General features: G+C 28.4%; 21 protein-coding genes. 4 read left to right on the forward strand and 17 right to left on the reverse strand.

What is annotated here, in order from left to right; all coding sequences use genetic code 11:
• Positions 1-38 precede the first annotated feature (38 nt).
• The 3 genes from IEW41_RS00545 to IEW41_RS00555 form a co-directional block, all read right to left on the reverse strand.
• Positions 39-1,415, reverse strand: coding sequence for a sugar porter family MFS transporter (locus IEW41_RS00545; protein WP_188604390.1), 1,377 nt, complete (start codon positions 1,413-1,415; stop codon positions 39-41).
• 99 nt (positions 1,416-1,514) lie between these two features.
• Positions 1,515-3,299 (reverse strand): PQQ-dependent sugar dehydrogenase, encoded by a 1,785-nt coding sequence (locus IEW41_RS00550; RefSeq protein ID WP_188604391.1) that lies wholly within the window; start codon positions 3,297-3,299, stop codon positions 1,515-1,517.
• A gap of 100 nt (positions 3,300-3,399) precedes the next feature.
• A complete protein-coding gene (locus IEW41_RS00555; RefSeq protein WP_229660135.1) occupies positions 3,400-4,290 on the reverse strand; it encodes an alpha/beta hydrolase in 891 nt (296 codons plus the stop codon).
• Between the two features lie 154 nt (positions 4,291-4,444).
• On the opposite strand from IEW41_RS00555, the gene IEW41_RS00560 reads away from it, so the two are divergent.
• On the forward strand, positions 4,445-5,284 hold the full coding sequence (locus IEW41_RS00560) for a universal stress protein (protein ID WP_188604392.1): 840 nt from the start codon (positions 4,445-4,447) through the stop codon (positions 5,282-5,284).
• Here the strand turns inward: IEW41_RS00560 and IEW41_RS00565 are convergent.
• The 14 genes from IEW41_RS00565 to IEW41_RS00625 all read right to left on the reverse strand — a co-directional run bounded on the left by IEW41_RS00565 (position 5,281) and on the right by IEW41_RS00625 (position 16,856).
• The gene (locus IEW41_RS00565) at positions 5,281-6,012 is read right to left on the reverse strand and encodes a sulfite exporter TauE/SafE family protein (protein ID WP_188604393.1); all 732 of its coding nucleotides are present in this window, start codon (positions 6,010-6,012) and stop codon (positions 5,281-5,283) included. The two genes, IEW41_RS00560 and IEW41_RS00565, sit on opposite strands and share 4 nt — an antisense overlap.
• Positions 6,013-6,048: 36 nt before the next feature.
• Positions 6,049-6,495, reverse strand: coding sequence for a hypothetical protein (locus IEW41_RS00570; RefSeq protein WP_188604394.1), 447 nt, complete (start codon positions 6,493-6,495; stop codon positions 6,049-6,051).
• Between the two features lie 68 nt (positions 6,496-6,563).
• Positions 6,564-7,010, reverse strand: coding sequence for an Hsp20/alpha crystallin family protein (locus IEW41_RS00575; RefSeq protein ID WP_188604395.1), 447 nt, complete (start codon positions 7,008-7,010; stop codon positions 6,564-6,566).
• Between the two features lie 120 nt (positions 7,011-7,130).
• Complete coding sequence (locus IEW41_RS00580) at positions 7,131-8,504, reverse strand: MBL fold metallo-hydrolase RNA specificity domain-containing protein (RefSeq protein ID WP_188604396.1); 1,374 nt, start codon at positions 8,502-8,504, stop codon at positions 7,131-7,133.
• Positions 8,505-8,514: 10 nt separating this feature from the next.
• The gene (locus tag IEW41_RS00585) at positions 8,515-9,354 is read right to left on the reverse strand and encodes an ATP cone domain-containing protein (protein WP_188604397.1); all 840 of its coding nucleotides are present in this window, start codon (positions 9,352-9,354) and stop codon (positions 8,515-8,517) included.
• Between the two features lie 33 nt (positions 9,355-9,387).
• Positions 9,388-9,786 (reverse strand): hypothetical protein, encoded by a 399-nt coding sequence (locus IEW41_RS00590; RefSeq protein WP_188604398.1) that lies wholly within the window; start codon positions 9,784-9,786, stop codon positions 9,388-9,390.
• Positions 9,787-9,798: 12 nt separating this feature from the next.
• Entirely contained in the window at positions 9,799-10,653 is an 855-nt protein-coding gene (locus tag IEW41_RS00595) for a universal stress protein (protein WP_188604399.1), read from the reverse strand.
• Between the two features lie 70 nt (positions 10,654-10,723).
• Positions 10,724-11,554: a universal stress protein gene (locus IEW41_RS00600; RefSeq protein WP_188604400.1), complete on the reverse strand. Its 831-nt coding sequence runs from the start codon at positions 11,552-11,554 to the stop codon at positions 10,724-10,726.
• A gap of 3 nt (positions 11,555-11,557) precedes the next feature.
• The gene (locus IEW41_RS00605) at positions 11,558-12,322 is read right to left on the reverse strand and encodes a universal stress protein (RefSeq protein ID WP_308419827.1); all 765 of its coding nucleotides are present in this window, start codon (positions 12,320-12,322) and stop codon (positions 11,558-11,560) included.
• A complete protein-coding gene (locus IEW41_RS14645; RefSeq protein ID WP_373282945.1) occupies positions 12,274-12,411 on the reverse strand; it encodes a universal stress protein in 138 nt (45 codons plus the stop codon). Before IEW41_RS14645 ends, IEW41_RS00605 begins: the two co-directional genes overlap by 49 nt.
• 16 nt (positions 12,412-12,427) lie before the next feature.
• Positions 12,428-13,276 (reverse strand): universal stress protein, encoded by an 849-nt coding sequence (locus IEW41_RS00610; RefSeq protein ID WP_188604401.1) that lies wholly within the window; start codon positions 13,274-13,276, stop codon positions 12,428-12,430.
• 91 nt (positions 13,277-13,367) lie between these two features.
• Positions 13,368-14,210: a universal stress protein gene (locus IEW41_RS00615; RefSeq protein WP_188604402.1), complete on the reverse strand. Its 843-nt coding sequence runs from the start codon at positions 14,208-14,210 to the stop codon at positions 13,368-13,370.
• Between the two features lie 88 nt (positions 14,211-14,298).
• Positions 14,299-15,354, reverse strand: coding sequence for a response regulator (locus IEW41_RS00620; RefSeq protein ID WP_188604403.1), 1,056 nt, complete (start codon positions 15,352-15,354; stop codon positions 14,299-14,301).
• Positions 15,354-16,856, reverse strand: a complete 1,503-nt coding sequence (locus tag IEW41_RS00625) for a sensor histidine kinase (RefSeq protein ID WP_188604404.1) — start codon at positions 16,854-16,856, stop codon at positions 15,354-15,356. The genes IEW41_RS00620 and IEW41_RS00625 overlap by 1 nt, the downstream gene beginning before the upstream one ends.
• A gap of 148 nt (positions 16,857-17,004) precedes the next feature.
• Between IEW41_RS00625 and IEW41_RS00630 the strand changes: the two genes are divergently transcribed.
• From IEW41_RS00630 to IEW41_RS00640, 3 genes are read left to right on the forward strand one after another with little or no spacing between them, the layout of a single operon-like run.
• A complete protein-coding gene (locus IEW41_RS00630) occupies positions 17,005-17,412 on the forward strand; it encodes a hypothetical protein (protein WP_188604405.1) in 408 nt (135 codons plus the stop codon).
• Between the two features lie 11 nt (positions 17,413-17,423).
• Positions 17,424-17,876: a pyridoxamine 5'-phosphate oxidase family protein gene (locus IEW41_RS00635; RefSeq protein WP_188604406.1), complete on the forward strand. Its 453-nt coding sequence runs from the start codon at positions 17,424-17,426 to the stop codon at positions 17,874-17,876.
• A 34-nt stretch (positions 17,877-17,910) separates the two neighbouring features.
• Positions 17,911-19,017 carry a DUF6920 family protein gene (locus tag IEW41_RS00640; RefSeq protein ID WP_188604407.1) on the forward strand — a complete coding sequence of 369 codons (1,107 nt, stop codon included), beginning with the start codon at positions 17,911-17,913 and terminating at the stop codon, positions 19,015-19,017.
• The last annotated feature ends 320 nt before the right edge of the window (positions 19,018-19,337 follow it).

Genomic DNA, 19,337 nt, shown 5'->3' on the forward strand with positions numbered 1-19,337 from the left:
ATACAAAGCAATACTATTAACCATACAATTATGTTTAACTATTTCCAGATATTCTCTAGCTCTTCGAGAGATTTACCTTTAGTTTCTGGAACATATTTATATGTAACACCTACTATTAAACTTATAAATACAATAAAAATAAAATAAGGCAAAGAGCCATTCCAAGTTGTGCCATTATTTACATCACTACCCATAACAATTGGAAACGATTGTGACACCACATAATTTGCTGCCCATTGCGCAGCTACTGCTATTGACATAGCTACACTTCTTATTTTATTTGGAAACATTTCTGAAAGTAACACCCAAACAACTGGACCCATTGAGAGGGCAAATGAACCAATAAAAATTAATACTCCTAATAAGGATATAAAACCAACAGATTGTTGTTGTAATGAAATACCTAACAACAAAAAACCAACTATCATGCCCAAGGAACCTATATAAATTAATGGTTTTCTACCAAATTTATCTACTGTAAACATAGCCACAAATGTGAAAACTAAATTTACAAAAGCAAGTAATATTTGCTGTAATAATATATCTTCTTTACCAAAACCTAATGCTTTTTCAAAAATATCTGCTCCATAATACAATACTGCATTAATACCTGTAAACTGTTGTAATATTGATAAAGTAGTTCCAATAAGAATTATTCCCAAAATAATTTTCGAAAAATAATTAACCTTTAAACCATCATTACTGGTCTTGAATGAATCTTGTATCTCCAATATTTCTTTACTAGCCTGTTCTTGACCATGAATTTTAGTTAATACAATTAAAGCCTCTTCATTATTACCTTTTAGAGCTAACCATCTTGGGCTTTTAGGAACAAAAAATAATAACAAAAGAAATAAGCAACTTGGTATTAATTCTGACCAAAACATACGTCTCCAACCAAATTGAATGTTTTCTGCTTCAGATAAATTATTACCAATAAAATAAGTTGCTAAAAACACAACGAAAAACCCAATTACTATTGCCAGTTGGTAATATGTAACCATTTTACCTCTAATTGCACTAGGAGCAATTTCTGCTATGTACATAGGAGCATTCATTGATGCCATTCCGATTCCTAATCCTCCAATAATTCTAAAAAATACTAATACAGATACTGTTTCTGGAAATATTGAAGGTAACCCAGATCCCCAAGCTGATAATGTAAATAAAACTGCAGAAATAATTAAAGAGTACTTTCTACCAATTTTAATACTTAATGGTCCTGCTATAATTGCACCTATAAAACATCCTAATAGTGCACTACCAACTACCCAACCTTTTAAAGCATCATTTAATTCAAAATACTTACTTAAGTAAAATTGAGCTCCATTAATAACTCCAGTATCATACCCAAATAAAAGGCCTCCAAGTGCAGAAACTGCCGTAATTAATAATAGAAAAGTTTTCTTGTTCATAATTGTCGAATTAGCGTTATTTTTCTAATATAAAGCTAAAAGAACTATTATTTGAACAAGATACATGCTTGTATAGTTTTTGTATAGGTAATGCCTGGTCTATTTCACAACTATCTTTCTTGTTACTGCTTTTCCTGATGAAAAACTAAGCTTGGCTATGTATAATCCAGAATTTAATTTTATTGGAATAGACTTCCTATTATCATATTCATTTGAAAAGAGCAACTGCCCTGAAATATTATAAATATCTAGCTTAAATTCTTCATGAATTCCAGAAATATTTAATTGATTTTCTATTGGATTAGGGTAGAAATTAATTGAACTTAAATTAGACTCATTTATACCTAAAGTATCATCATAGAAACTAAAATATTTAATTGTTCCATCAAAAATATTAGTGTAATATATTGAACCATCTATAGGGTTCTGTGCCATATGAACAATCCCTGTCCCATAGTTAATAGGTGCAAAAGTAGAAGTATGGCTAATCCATGGAGTATTAGATGTGTTTAATGTTGCAACTCCAACCCAATTTCTTGCATAATCGGTAAACATAAATTTGTGTTCCATTGCGGCACCAAATCCAGTTCCTGTAATATATGTTCCTGCTATTCCTGCATTACCTCTAAACTCACTTCCTGTTGTAGGAGAACCGTTTGCACCAATTCGAGGATTGGTAGGAGTTGTACCACTAAACCAAGGCACACGAGTTTCAACACTACCTCCATGTTTCCATGTTATTGATGGTCTGCTATGTGTGAATCTTCTATTAGCCGGATTTGTATCGTCATTAAAACTTGTTGGTTGATTACATAAATTTTTAAATAGCTGATTTCCTTCGTCTGGATTAGTAATACCACTATTGTAATAGCTATTTAATGTTGTTTGCCCTTCATAAAGTGGCCATCCAGCATTTAATCCAGGTTTATCTATAATATGTAAATCTTCCCACGTTTGCCAACCTACATCAACAACAAAAATAATTCCTGGGTTTGCATCTGCAGGATTAGTACTTCCACTATTAGGCTTAATTGCTGCTCTAAATGGGTTTCTAAATCCCATAGCATACATTCTAGATTTAGGAGAACGCGGACTGTTAGAGTCGTAAAATGGATTTGACGGAATTCCATCTCCTGTATTTGGATCTAATCGCAGCAATTTACCACAAAATGAGTTTATCATCTGACTTCTAAATGCGCCAACATTTTCTTCAGGTCGCATCATTCCATCATTAATAGCTTGCTGGTAATAGGTATGACTTATACTCCCTGTATCTGTAGTACTATAACTTGCATTATCACCAGTTGTTAATAATAAAGTACCATCACTACCAAACATTATTGTACCTCCAGCATGCGACTCGTGAGTGATGGGAATACCTGTTGTAATACTTTCTCCTAAAAGAATAGTTCTGGTAGAATAATCTGTAGTCATTGGTGACTGAAGATGGTTTAATTTATATCGTGTTAATCTGCTTATTGAAGCTTTATAATAATCATTTGTATTAGGATTATAATTAGCAGTACCGTAATAAAGAAGATGATGCCTATCTACAGTATAAAACAAATAAATTAATCCGTTAGTATTAAAATTTGGATCTAAACAAATACTTAACAAACCAAAATCTCTGTAGCTTGAAACCTCGTCAGAAATATCTAAAACTGCATTGGCTTGCATAACATATTGAGTTCCATTCCAATTAAAAAGAAAAATTTGCCCAGCATTAGTCCAAACAAACATTTTACTACCATCTGAACTAAAAATAGTACCCATAGGTGATGCAAATGTTTCAGGAAGCGTAGTTGAAGAATAATCTTCAGGTAATTGAGCAAAAGTTAAGCAAAAAAATAGTCCGAAGAAAAAGGATATATATAGCCTATTCATAATCAAAATTAATTTGAATTAATAATAAATTATTGGCTATTAATCAATTACAATTCAAATATAGTACTTATTTTGAAGTATTAATATTCACTTGAAAAAATTACGCTTGCTTTTTTACTACTTTTTTAGTTTGAACTTTCTTTTTGTTAAAACTTGCTTGATTAAAAAAGTCTAAAATAACATTAATCTTTTCGAAAGGAATTGAGGATATTTCGTGTTTACCTCCTTTTACTGCGTATAAATAATAAGAAGAATCTAGCTCCTTAAGTTTTTTTGCAATAACGTAAGACCCATCTAACTTTAAATAGCCAGGCTTACTAAAATCGCATTTGTGATGTGAAGCGCTATAATATGGAACTAACCTATCACTAGTGCCATGAAATAGCATGGTAGGAATAGCATTGTTTTTATTAATATAATCTGCAGTTAAAACAGCACCAGATAATGATAGAATACCTGCAAATTTCAACTCATTATACTTAGGTGAGTCTTTTAAAAAGTAATCTTTTAAATATACAGCGTTTAAAACCACTTCTGCTCCTGCACTACTCCCACCTGCAATCATTTTTGTTCTATCTACATTAAAAGCCTTACTGTTTTTATATATGTATAACGAAGCATCTAAATAATCTATAATTGCATTTTTAAATGTTGAAATTTTCTCTTCTTTAGTACACTCGCAACCAAAACCTGTACTTTCTCCTTTACGCGTTAAACGATAAGAAATTGAAACACCAATGAACCCCTTTTGAGTTACTATTTCAGCTAGTTTTTTTTCGCTAGAATTATCTCTATTGCCACTCATAAAACTCCCTCCATGCATCCAAATTAATACTGGAAGTGAGTCTGAAGCTGTTAAATTATCTGGCGTATAAACATCTAGTTTTAAGGTATCTTTACCTATAATAGAATATACATAGGTTTTTTTAGTTTGTGAAAAACCAGTAAAAAACAAGAATAAAAAAATAATAAATAAGAAGCTTTTCTTCACTTTACTTTATCAGGTTTAATAATTGACGAATGTAGTTCTATTTTAACATTACAAACAATCTTATTAGCAATTAATTAACTAAAATTTTATAATGACTAATATCATGTTATTTTGACAGAATCTCTTGTAGTTTTACTAAACTAAAATTATTAAAATGAAACATATATTACTTCTTACAGATTTTTCAGATAACTCAAAAAATGCTATTAAATATGCTCTGAACTTTTTTAATGATGAATTATGCACATTTTATTTATTATATGTTCAAAGCTCTAAGTCTTATACTACTGACGATTTAATGACAAATGGCAATACAACGGTTTACGATTCAATAATAAAAAAGTCAAAACATAAATTAGAGAAACTTATTGTTAGCCTTACATCAGAGTTTACTAATAAAAACCATAGTTTTCAAGCTATTGTTGATTATGATTCACTTACCGATTCTATAAAGCAAATTATTAAGTCTAAAAAAATTGATCTTATTGTTATGGGTACAAATGGTGTTACTGGTGCTAAAGAAGTAGTTTTTGGTAGTAATACAATAAATGTTATAAGACATATAAACTGCAATACTTTAGTTATACCAGAAGGTTTTAATTATGCTAAAAAACCAAAAGACATACTATTGCCTTTAGATGAGAATGATTCTTTACAGGGAGCTAAATTTAATGAGGTTGCTAAACTTATAAAAAAGTATAAATTATTATTTCATGCTTTAAGAATTAATCCAATTGGAAAACCGTCTATCATAGAAAATGCTGATACTAAAACTATTAGTGATATTTTAAAAGGCAAGCGCTTTAAGCATCATATAGTAAATAATATACCTATGCATTATGTTGTTGACTGCTATTTACAAACTAACACAATAGATTTCATGTCGTTAATTGTACAAAAAGAGTCTTTGTTTGAAAGATTTTTTATAGGATCACCAACAACTCAGATTAGCAATAAATTAAGAGTGCCTTTATTAATACTTCACAGTAACTAAATTTTAATATTCATAACACTAATAATACCAATTAATAAAATAAGTATTAAAACAAGGTTTCTAAATTGCTCTTGAGACATTTTATTAAGTATTAGTTTACCAATCCAAGTTCCAACAACGCTAACCACTAATAATATTGGCACTAAATATAAGTGCTCTTTACGCATATACCCATTAAAATAATATACTATAGATCTGCTAAAGTCTATACCTAAATCTATAACTGCAGAGGTGGCAATAAATTTATTTTTATCCATTTTAAAAGCAGCTAAAGTTATACCTCTAATTGCTCCTCCAGTGCCTAATAATCCTGCACTTAATCCTGATAACGAGCCTCCTATTATTGCATTTCTTGTCTTTGGAAGTATTTTTAATTGTTTAAAAATTAAAAAAAGTAAGCTTAATATAATTAAGAATACTCCCAGAATATACGTTAATATTTTAGGGTCTAAATACTTACTAAAATACGCGCCAATAGACACAAAAATTATTGCTGGAACACCTAAATACAGAACTATTCTTTTATCTAACCCTTTTTTAAAAAATGCAATTTTAGTAACATTACTAGATAAATGGTAAAGTGCTGTTATGCCTAATACAGATTGAAAATCAAAAAACATATTAGCAATGGGAACAAAAAATACTGATGAGCCAAAACCACCAATTGTTCCCAAAATTTCTGCCAATATTGAAAGTATAATAAATATAGGAAGATATCTTGTTATCATGCTTTAAATATTATTACTAGATATCTTAACTTAAGGTTAGTGTCTGTCAATTAATCTTAATTTTTCTGATTTCATTATTTTTTTAATCATTCTGAATAGATGAGTTTTTATGGCTTTATAATCTTTAAAAAAATCACTAACTAGAATGATAAGATCTTTATGTTCTTTTTTGAAATTTTCTTCTTCTTTTGGCTGATCTATTCCATCTAATAAAATTTTTATATCATTTTTGTGAGTTTTAACAGATTCAATAAGTAAGTTATTACGCTTTTGAGATTTATTTAATACATCCACCATTTCTTTAGTTTCTGAAAACTCTTTATCGTTAATTAATTGAAGCGTGTAAGTTTTAATAATATCTTCAAAAAATAAATGCTCGTCTTTAATGAAACTTAACTCTGAAAGCCATTTTTTTGACTCCTCATACATTTCATCAGCACTTAGCCATTCTAAATATTTTACCTGTGTTTTTGTAGTAATCATGATAATAGGTGTTTAAAATAATGCAGAAAGTTGTTTTTATAATAAACTCTTTCTGCATTATTTGATAATTACATTATTTCAATTTTCTTTTTTGGATTTGCTTTAGTTTCTTCCTTTTTTAAAAGATTTAACTTTAAAATACCATCATTGTATGTTGCTTGCACTTTTTTGTCTGTATTAACATTAGTAGGTAATTTTAAAGATCTTTTAAAAGAATTGTAGCTAAACTCCTTTCGAGTGTAATTATCTTCTTTGTTTTCTTTTTCTGTACTTTTTTCTCCGCAAACATTAAGCATATTACCATTAATTGAAACATCAAAGTCCTTTTTATTAAATCCAGGTGCTGCAAATTCAATTTCATAATCTGCATCATTTTCTTTAATATTCATTGCTGGTGTAATGCTATCGTTTACAAAAAAGTCATCATCAAAAAACACTTCATCGCTTAAAAAGTTTTTTAAGCTATTATTCCAAGGGAATAATCTGTTTCTGTTGTTAAATTTTACGAGTGTCATAATAATTTTACTTTAAAAGTTAAACTTATATTACAACACTAATTTATTGATGAAAATTATAATTTAAAATGATAATTATCAGTTAGTTAAAATAATTAACTATAAATTACAAGCGCTTTATTACAGAATAATTTTTTCTACATCTGTAAGTTTAGGAATATGAACATTCCAGTTGTAAGTCGCTTTAATTTTTACTCTAAATGCATCGAGTGCTGTTGGCTCTCCATGAATTAAATATACTTTCTCTGGAATATTTTTAATAGTACCCATCCAATTAATTAAGTCATTTTGATCAGCATGTGCAGATAAGCTTTCAATATTTTTAATAGTGGCTTTTACAGGATAATATTTTCCGAAAAAGCGAATTTCATGAGCTCCTTCTTGCAACAATCTACCTCGAGTGCCTTCTGCTTGATAACCGACTAGTAATACTGTTGTTAGTGGATTATCAATTAATTGCTGTAAATATGTTAAAACCCTTCCTCCTGTTACCATTCCGCTTCCTGCAATTACTATTTTAGAACGTTTATCATCAATAGTTTCCCAAGTTTCTTTATACGATTGAATAATATTTACATGATTACACATTTCATTATATTCATTAACCGATAATTTATGCCATTTTGGAAATCTACTAAATACATCTAAAACATTGTTGCCCATTGGACTATCTATAAAAATAGGAATATTGGGTATTTTATTTTTCTTATATAATTTCCATAAAATATACATAAGCGTTTGCAAACGCTCAACAGCGAAGCTTGGTATTATTAAATTTCCTTTTTTATTAATGGTATCTTTTACGATGTTAGCGATTATTGTTTCTACATCTTCTTCTGGGTGTAGTTTATTTCCATAAGTGCTTTCAATAAATAGAAAATCTGCCCATTCTGGAGTTTTAGGATCATCTAATAAATAGTCATTACTACGACCAATATCTCCAGAAAAAACAAATCGTTTTCCATTAATATCTAATTCTATAAATGTTGCTCCAATTATATGTCCATTGAATTGAAATCGGTATGATATGTTATTTGATATTGTAATCCATTTATCTTCCATTTCTACCTGAAACAATTTTATTGCTTTTTCTGCATCTTTTACAGTGTAAAAAGGTAATGCTGGATTATGTTTGCTATAATTTTCTTTATTAGCTTTTTCAGCTTCTTCTTCATGTATTTTAGCACTGTCTTTAAGTATAATTTCTGCAATGGCCAATGTTGGTGCTGTTCCAATAATTTGTCCTTTAAAACCCTGTTTAATTAGTCTTGGTAAATACCCAACATGATCTAAATGCCCATGAGTAAGCAGAACAGCATCTATATTTGCCACATCTATTGGAAGGTCAACCCAGTTAAGTTCTCTTAACTCTTTAAGCCCTTGAAACATTCCGCAATCTATTAGTATGTTTTTTTCAGAAGTTTCTATTAAAAACTTTGAACCTGTAACTGTACCTGATGCTCCTAAAAAATTAATTTTGGCATATTTTTCCATGTTTTCAAGATTATGAATTACAAAGGGTTTTAACTTCTTTTAATATGTTTTGTTTTCTGGTTTCTGAAACTCCTAAGTGATCTAAATAAAATGAATCTCCTATTAAATCTCTACATAAAACAACATCTCTACTTAACAAAAATTGTTTTTCTCTATTAGTAAGCAATGTAGAAACTGTTATAGGATATAAGCCTAATCTGTCTATTCTATCTTTTAATGCGTCTCCTTTAGGATAGTCCCAACTTAACAAATGCAGCCCAACACATTTACCATACTTTAAAGCATCTTCTGTAAATCTTGTATTTGTTACAACCCAACATTCATTTAAATCTGTTTCTTGTGGTTTTAAATCCCAATGGGTTTTTACATCTTTAAATCGTGATGCGATATATAAAGGCACTTTAACATTACAGTTTCTTCCTTCTTCACTATGAAATTTACATTCAATTATTATAGTATTCCCATTTTTACTTGCCACAACATCTATTTCATGGGTAACACATTTTCCTTGTAAAATCTGACCTACTTTAGTATTAAATCCAGAATATTTTAAAACAGCACTAACAAAATTCTCAAAAGGATATCCTGTTGGACCAAACTCATAAATGGCTTTTTTTAATTTATACCTAGAAGCATAATGGCTATTTTGCTTTTTGAGTAATGCAAATGCTCTGTTGTAAATCTCTTTGGTTGATATACCTTGATATAACTCATCTCTTACAGAATTTAAAATCTGATCTATTACAGTTTTACTTGCTCCAGATTTACTTAAAGAATTACGAAGTTTGTCTAAAGAAAACCTAACTTTTTCACCAGAAGATTTTGTGACATCTATTTCTTTAAATTTCATAATTATAATTCAAGTATTTTATTTGAGTGTTGTTTATTTAGAATTGAAAAATTCTTTTACCAAAGCTATAACTTGGTTGTCTGTCATGCTATCAGCTTTTTCTACACCTTTAATTTTTTTAGCTACATCAGGATATAGTTCATGAAGAACTTTATTAAACTTTTCATTTGTTTGTGCTGGCCCAAATAGTGCAATTGCATCAGCATCTTTAATCTTTAAAACAATGTTTTTAAAGTAGTTTTTAAATTGATGCTTTTCGCGTTCTAAAAATTTTCTGTCTTTAGCAATTTCCTGATGACCACCAAGTAATCTGCTTGATGTTGCCTTAAAATCTTCAATTTCAGAGTTAATTATTTCTAAAACTTCTTTTCCATTATTTAAGGTTACCACAATTGCTTTATCTCTATCTAACCAAACTCCTGTATTTTTCATAATTCTTTATTTTTAATTTCTTAAATCATGCATTACTAATATTGGTTTTTTAGAAAAGAACGTTATTTCTTTGACTAATGGCTGAGTTAAAACACTTCCAAAAAATGCATGTTTTTTATTTATAAATGCTACCATATCGCTACCTCTACTCTCTACAAAACAGTTAATTGCCATACTTAAGTCTGTATTACTCAATGAGTGGAATGAAAAGTCGATACCTTCAAAATATTCTTCTAAAAGTTTCTTATTATCTATTTGCTTTTGACTTAATTTTTCTTCAATTGCAACATGTAAAAACCTAACTGATGCTTTATTATCTTTTGCTAATTCTATAAGGCAGTTTAACTCGCGTCTTTTAAAATGTGTTTTATAACTTGTTGTAAAAACTATTTCTTTTGGCGCTATATTAAGTACGCCTGGCGGAACAACTATAACTGGACAATTACGCGATTTTTCCATAACATATATTGCATTACTACCATAAAAAATACTTCTTGAATTAGTTTGACCTTTAGTTCCCATTATTACAATTTCTATATCCTTTTCTTCTATTGTGTTTTTTATGGCTTCTAGCGGACTATTATATACAGATATAGCAAAAAAATTATGCTTAGGCTTTTTTAAACCTTGCAATGTAATTTTATCTAACAGCTTTGCTATTTGGCCTTCAGACTCTTGCTTAGCTGTTTCATATTTCTCTTCACCTGGTTCTGGCACTAACAGATTATCAAATAAATATGTTGGTACTGAGAAAGCGTTTAGTATATAAAAATCACAAGCTTTATTTTTATATAGCTCTAATGCATATTTTATAGCATTCCAAGCATTAGCAGAAAAATCTGTTGGCAATAACACTTTATGTTTCATGATATATAATATTAATTATGCCTTATAAAATTAATTTATACATAACTAATTTTCAATGATATATATCAGTCTAAACAGGAATAACTAAAAATGGGATTATAGGATGAAAACTAATGTTTTTAATAACTGGCTCATGTATTAAATTATAAATAATGCTGTGTTTATAATTTACCATAACCAGTATATTTATATCTAGCTCATCAATAAAATCATTAATAGTTTCAGATTTTTTAGTGTATTTCGGCATCCAATGAAAACTGTGATTATATTGTTTTAAAAACACATTAAGCATTGTCATATTATACTCCTGAATTTCATTTAGTTTTTCCTTTTGGTTTATATGGAGTATTCTAATTATTGAATTATATAAAACCGTTAAATCTCTTAATGGTTTTATCTCTTTATTATCATAAAACCGATTGTAATCGGTAGGAAATGCAATTTGTTCAGGCTCTATAAAATCATATTCTTCAGGTACTACCAAAACTGGACAAAACCTCATGTGCTGAATAACATTTACTGTATTACTACCAAATAATACTTTTTTTGCTCCTGTTGCTCCTTTGGTTCCCATAACAACTATATCGATTAAATAATCACTTACGGTAGTTTCAATAGCATGATTCAAATTTTTAGAAGAAATAATGGTTTGAAAATCAAAGTCTGGATTAATATTAGCATCGACCATTTGTTTGCGAAACTCATTTATTTCTTTTACAGCTCCTTCTTTTATATGCTCTAAAAGTGTGTTAGACAGGCTAGACATAGGAGCAATTTTTAACTCGTAAGAATGTAGTAGATAAAAAGTACATGGTATATTTTTATATAGCTTTAAAGCATAAACAATTGCACTCCAAGAATTATCTGAAAAATCTGTAGGAAGTAGTACTTTTAGTTTCATAATCTATTTTTTATCAATTATTGATGGAATAACTAAAAAAGGAATATTAAGATGAAGTCCTATTTTATTGATGGTAGATTTAAAGAATAAATTTTCGAAAAACGAGTGCTTATTATTAATCATAATCAGCAAATTAATTTTAGCTTTAATTTGAAATTCGTTTATAGCATCATCAATATTTTGGTTTCTAACTTCATGAAAAATATTTGCTATATCTTTTAAAGATGCTTCTAGTGTTTTCATATTTTTATATTGCATTTCAGTTAAATCATAACCAGTTGAAACGTGTAATACATTAACTCTAGAATTGTATTGTTTTGCGATTGCTGTAATAGGGTTTATATGCGATTTACTGTAGTTTATATTAAAATCTGTTGGAAATAAAACTTCTAAAGGTGTTTCGTATTCAAAATCTGAAGGAATTGCTAGTACTGGACATTTTACACTTTTTAGTACATGTATGGTATTAGAGCCAAATAATATTTCCTTTGCTCCTGTAGCGCCTTTGGTTCCCATAACAATAAAATCTATTAAATGTGCTCTATCTAGCTCTCTAATTTCTTCTATTAGAAGATTAAATGACGATATTTCTGATATTTTATGATTAGGGTTTTTAAACTCTTTGTTTATTCTATCACTCATAGTTTTCAATCCTTTTGTAGATACTTCTTTCATGGCATCTACAAGCCCAAACTGAGCACTACTTACTTGCAAATACTCTACATTATAAATAACAGGAGTAAATGTGTTAATAAATGAAAAGTGCATTTTTCGTCTTTAAATAACTGTAAAGCATATTTAATGGCATTCCATGAGTTATCTGAGAAATCGGTAGGAAGTAATATGTTTTTCATCATTTTAAGTTTTTTAAAATTATACTCTTTTAATATTTTGCATTGCTAATAATGGAACTGGCATTTTAATACTTATTTTATCTATTGTAGATTGAAATAATATGTTTTCTAAATATGAATGTCGAGTATTAACCATTACCAGAAAATCAATACCATTTTTAGTGATGTAGTCATTTATGGCTTGATCAACTTTTTTGCTTTTTGATGTATAAAAATTAGTTTCATTTTTGCAAAGTGATTCTTCTATAAACAATTTGTTGTCCTCTTGTCTAAATGATAATTTTTCGCTTTTAGACACATAAAGCATGTCTATTTTACTGCGATAAGGTGCGAGTAATTGGCATAGAAGTTTAAGCTCTCTTCGTTTATAAGGAATAAGATAGTTTGTTGGAAAAAGAACATGTTTAGGTGGTGAGTATTTATAGTTTTCTGGAATTGCCAAAACTGGACATTGCACATATTTTAAAACTTGTAATGTGTTGCTACCAAATGTAAGCTTACTATTGTTAGATGCGCCTTTTGTACCCATAACAATAACATCAATATTCTTGCTATCTACTATTAAATCTGCTTCGTCAACTAATGAGTTAAATGATGATATAGCGTAATATGTAAATCTTGGATTTGGGTTAGACTTTTTTATCACCTTAAGAAGGTTGTTTAAATTATCTTCAGATTCCTTTTTTACTCGTGCAACGATATCATCATAAACTATTCTGGTAAGTAATTCTTTATGATTGTAAACATCATGCTGATACGCATGCATGAAATAGAATTCACTCTTTTCGTATTTAAAAAATTCTAACGCATAGTTAATTGCATTCATAGAATTTTCAGAAAAATCGGTAGGAATTAAAACTTTAAACATGTCTAAACTATTTATTATCTAAATTTAAATAGTCAGCAAAAAAAAAACTATGATAATTATCAATTGAAGATAAATGTTATTGAAAAGCTATCTATTCATGCAAAACCAAAAAAGGTACATCTGTATGATAACTTATCTCTTCAATTTTATCATGAAACAGAATTTGCTGAAAGTAATTAAGATTTTTAGCCACCATAACAATCATGTTTACTCCCATACTTTCAACAAAACACTGTACAGCATCTTCAACTCTTTTATTGGTTAGAAAGTGAAAACTATACTTATGGTGAGTAAAAAAATCTTCTAACAACTCTTTACTTTTTTTCTGACTTGTATTTAACTCCTCTCCTTTTTTACAAATATGAAGAATTCTAATAGATGAGTTGTATGTATCCAAAATGTCAGCAATAGGCTGCAAAGTTTCTATACCATATAGTAAAGAAAAGTCAGTTGGATAAGCCACTTCTTTTATATCAACATACTTTGCGTTTTCTGGGACAACTAAAGTTGCACATTTTACTTTAGTAATAATATCTGCAGTATTACTTCCTACAATAAGTTTTTTTAAACCTGTTGCTCCTTTTGTACCCATTACTATTAGGTCAATCTTTTTTTCTGAAACATGATTTCTTATAGACTCTATAAAGAAATTATAATCGGTAATTGTATAAAAATTATGCTTTTTATTATTTGGTACTTGTTCTGATATTTTTCGTAGAAGCTTTTTTAATTGTGCTTTAGATGGTTTATTATAAACCTCTTCTATTACTTCTTGTGTAAGAATGTAAGGAGAATCGTTAATAGTTAAATTGCTAATTTTATTAACGTGCAATAAATAAAGGTTACACTTTTCATTTTTAAAAAAATTAAGTGCATATAATATAGCGTTCCATGAATTTTCGGAAAAATCTGTCGGTAATAATACATTCTTCATTGTAAAAAATACTTTATAGTTTCAAAAGTACTTTTGTACACTTTTTTAAAAAATGATATTAGTCATATTTTAATTTTACCTCAAAAAACTACACAATATCTTTAAGACCTTGAAGGTTAATAATTTTAATATTTCTACCATCAATTTCGATTAGACCTTGTTTTTTAAATACAGACATTGTTCTAATTAAAGTTTCTGTAGCAATACCTGCCACACTTGCTAAATCACTCCTAGATATTTTTATTGCATCACTAGGTTTACTATTTAACTTTTCGGCAAACTTTAATATTGTTGTAGCTGTTTTTTTATTTACCGAGCTATAGGCCATTTGTAACAATTGCTCTTTAACACCTGTCAGGTCTTCAGTTAAAAGTTGAATTAACTCTAAAGTAACTTGATGATTTTTATTTAAAATATCTTTTAAATCACTCTTTGCTACAGCCATTAGCACAGTGTTTTTCATTGCAGTTGCTGTATCTTTATATGGGAAGTTTTCGGTGAAAGATGTATAGCCAAACAGGTCGTCTTCTTTATAAAGTGCAGTAATGAGTTCTTTTCCTTGTTCATCTAGTTTATGGCACTTTACTACACCTTTGTTTATTAAAAATATATTGTTAGAATTGTCTCCTTCTTTATAAATAATTTCCCCGTTAGAATATGTTAACTCTTTACCATTATCATCAAAAAAGTTTTTTAAATCGTTAAGCGAACGAATATCATTATTATCTGTTTCAATAAGTTTGCTTTTTTTATTTTCTCTAACTTCCTTTAAAATAGCAGCTTTTGCCATTCTGCTTTCAATAGCGCTAATTAACTCATCTTCACTAAAAGGTTTAGTAATGTAATCATCAGCACCTAAATCCATACCCTTTCTTACATCATGTCGTTCGGTTTTTGCAGATAAATAAATAAAGGGTATATGTTTAGTTTTCTCATTTTCAGATAACGCTTCTAATACTCCATAACCATCTACTTCTGGCATCATTATATCACATACAATAATGTCTGGAAGGTTTTCTTTTGCAGAAGTAATTCCTAATTTACCATTAGATGAAGTAATAACATTATAACCAGAGAGTTCTAATAATTCTGCTGTGTTTTCTCTGAGTACTGAATCGTCTTCAATTAATAATACGTTTTTCATTATAGAGGGTTATTTGGTATAGTTATTATAAATGTGCTTCCAATATTTTCTTCACTTGTAAATTGTATTGAACCTCCTAAATTTTCTATATGGCTTTTAACAATATTTAGTCCAATACCTGTGCCTTGAATATTTATAGCGTTTTCAGCTCTAAAATAACGATTAAAAATATTTTTCTGATCTACTATTGGTATCCCAATTCCATTATCTTTTACTTTAAATTCTATATTATTTTCAAATTGTGTAATACTAATATCTATAATTGAATTTTCTAATGCATATTTTATAGCATTATGTACAATGTTACTTAGTGCTAATTCTAAAATTTTCTCATCTTGAACCAAAGATATTTCATCAATATTTTTAGGATAATTTATTTTTTGGCCATCTTTTAATAACATATTAGAATTGTAAACAACCTCATTCATTATTTTACTTAGCTTAAACTCTTTAAAATTGTAGTTTACTTTTCCTGTTTCAAGTTTTTCTACAGAAAGAAAATCATTTAAAATATTATTAAGATAATGTACTTTATTGGTAATAGTTTTTAGGTGTTTCTCTCTTTTTTCTTGCTCATCCTCTAATTTATACTTACCTAAAAGCATAGCTGATGTTAATATTCCACTCAATGGCGTTTTAAACTCATGTGAAACTAGTGACAAGAATTTAGTCTTCAATTCATTTAATTCTTTCTCTGTAGATAAAGCTAGTTTTAATTCTTCAGTTCTTTTTTCAACTGTTCTTTCTAGCTTATCCATATAATTTTTTTGCTCAGTTATATCAACTATAATAGCAACAAAAACCTCTTTATCACCTAATCGAGATAACTGTAAATGCACATCTACAGGGTAAGTAGAGTTATCTTTACGTTGGTGTAAGGTTTCAAACTCTAGCTTTTCAACTTCTTTTGTTAGTAACACATCCAGCTTTTCTTTAAAGTCTGTAGTGTTATAATTTGGCTTAATATCAACAGGTGTCATTTGTTTTAACTCCTCTAATGTATAGCCTATATTTTTTTGAGCTCCATAGTTTACATTTATAAACTTAAGTGTCTTAGCATCAAAAACATATATTTCATTTAACGACTCATCAAAAATTGTTGCCAGATGCGTTTTTTCTTGTTCTACAATTTTACGTTCGGTTATATCAGTTATTAAGGCCATGACATAAGTTTTACCGTAAATTTTAAGAGGATTTAAACCTGCTTCTAAGGGAAAAACAGTTCCATCTTTTTTAAGTCCATAAATATCTCTTCCTCTACCCATTTGTCTGCTCTCATGCTTATTTATAAAACCTTTAAAATGTGCTCCATGATTAGCATGATAATTATGCGGAATTAATATATTCAAATCGGCATCAATAAGCTCTTCTCTAGTATAACCAAAAGTATTTTCGGCAGACTGATTAATTTCAACAATTTTTTGATGTTCATTTACTATAATTACGCCTTCAGAAACTGCGCCTAAAAGAATATTAAAAATTTCTTGATCTTTTTTGAACATAAAATAGTAGTGTCTTTATTAGCTATAAAAATACAAAAACTTAAAGAACAAAAATTCCTTTCAAAGTTTAATTTATCCTTCAATAACTGATTAATATCATAGATAAATATATTTAAACATTATAGCTTTGAGTATAAATTAGTTACTTATGACGTTTAATAAACATTCAAAAATTACATTTTATCAAAATCTTGGCAAACTGTTTTATGCAATAGCAGCATCTGATGGTAGTGTAAAGTTTACCGAATTTAATAAGCTTAAAGAAATTGTAAAAACACATTGGCTAGATATTGATGACATTGTTGATGATTACAACTCTGATGCAGCGTTTCAGATTGAAATAGTCTTTGATTGGCTTAATACTGATTCTGAATATAATGCAACTGATTGCTATAATGATTTTGTGTTTTATAAGAAAAAGCATAATGCATTATTCACAGACAAGGTTAAAGGATTAATAATGAAAACAGCTGGGCAAATTGCATCAAGTTTTGCTGGAGTTAACAAATCAGAATTGCTTATGCTGGCAAAACTCGATATGGAATTAAAAAAATAAACCACATAGCTATGATTAAAAACTTAGAAAAAGACGAAATTGACTATATACTTAAAAACAATTACATAGGTCACTTAGCGTACATACATCAAGGCAAACCTTTTATTGTTCAGATAACTTATTTTTTTGATGAAACTAATAATGCTATAATTTGTTATTCTGGTGAAGGACATAAAATTGCAGCTATGCGAAAAAACAATGATGTTTCTCTTCAAATTGCAGAAATTAACTCAATAAACAATTGGAAATCTATCTTAGTACACGGAAAATTTGAGCAACATTTTGGTAGTGATGCTAAATCATATTTACATTTATTTTCTCTAGGTGTTAAAGATATTATAACTGAAAAGGAACAATGGAAACCCGACTTTATTAGTGATTTTTCCAGCAAACTATATAAGGAAGAAATACCAATAGTATTTTTAATAAAAATTGAAAATATAACTAGTAAAAAACGATTGTAAAGCAAATGTAACTTCTAGAGTAAAAACTATTATTATGAAAATAATTTTTATAGTCTTACTTTTTATTCATGCTCTTATTCATTTAATGGGCTTTCTTAAAGCATTTCAATACTATAAGATAGAGCAGCTAACACAAAATATTTCAAAGCCAATAGGTCTATTTTGGCTATTTGTTGCCATACTGTTTTTAGCCTCAATAATATTATACATCTACAAGTCTCCTCTTTGGTTTTATATATGCACAATAGGAATAATTATTTCTCAAATCTTAATTATAATCTATTGGAAAGATGCTAAGTATGGAACAGTAATAAATTTAATAACCCTTTTAGTATGTGTACAAGCCTATGGCAATTATAGGTTTAATACAATGGTAGAAAAAGAATTTAAAGAGGTTATTAAAAAAAAGGGAATAGAAAAAAGTATAATCATTAAAGATTCAAACACCAATCAGATCCCTGAGATTGTTGAAAAATGGATTAAAAAATCTGGTGCTACTAATCAAATTAATATTACTAATGTTCATTTAAAACAAAAAGGTGTTATGCGTATTAAAGCTAACAGTAAATGGATGCCCTTTACTGCGGAACAATACTTTAATGTTACTAAGCCTTCCTTTGTTTGGAGCGTTAATGTTGAAGCTTTCCCTAACATAAGTATAGTAGGTCGTGATAAAATGAACAATGAAAATGGTGAAATGTTAATTAAAATAATGTCATTGTTTCCAATTGTCAACGAAAAAAATAACCCTAAGGTTAACTCTGCAACAATGACAAGGTTTTTAAGCGAAATTTGCTGGTTTCCATCTGCTGCATTAAATAAATATATTACTTGGAGGACCATAGATCATAACTCAGCTGAAGCTACTCTAACACTTAACAACATAAGCGTATCTGGTATATTTAAATTTAATCATGAAGGAGATTTAATCTTGTTTGAAACTAATAGATATTTTGGTGGTGATGTAAATTCAAAATTAGAAAAATGGGAAATAAAAAATGTAGAATTTAAAACCTTTAATGGTTACAGAATCCCTAATAAAAGTGAAGTGACATGGAAATTAAAAGAAGGTGATTTTAATTGGTTAAATATAGAAATAATAAATATTGATTATAATCTAAAAGATTTTGAAAAAAAGTAATAAATTAATATTAATAAAAAGTGTACATACATTAGTATGGTTGTTTTTTAATGTAGTTATTTTCTACTTATTATTTGCTGCTATCACTTATAAAATTGACAAGTTGATTTGGATTAGCATTGGATTAATAGTACTAGAAGGTATTGTATTATTAATATTTAAAATGTTTTGTCCTTTAACAATAATTGCAAGGAAATATTCAGATTCAACAAAAGAAAATTTTGATATTTTTTTACCAAACTGGCTGGCCAAATACAATAAATTAATCTATACCAGCATTTTTGTAATAGCACTTATAATACTTTTAATTCAAAAAATAT

The organism is Aquaticitalea lipolytica, assembly GCF_014641635.1.
Classification (GTDB): Bacteria; Bacteroidota; Bacteroidia; order Flavobacteriales; family Flavobacteriaceae; genus Aquaticitalea; species Aquaticitalea lipolytica.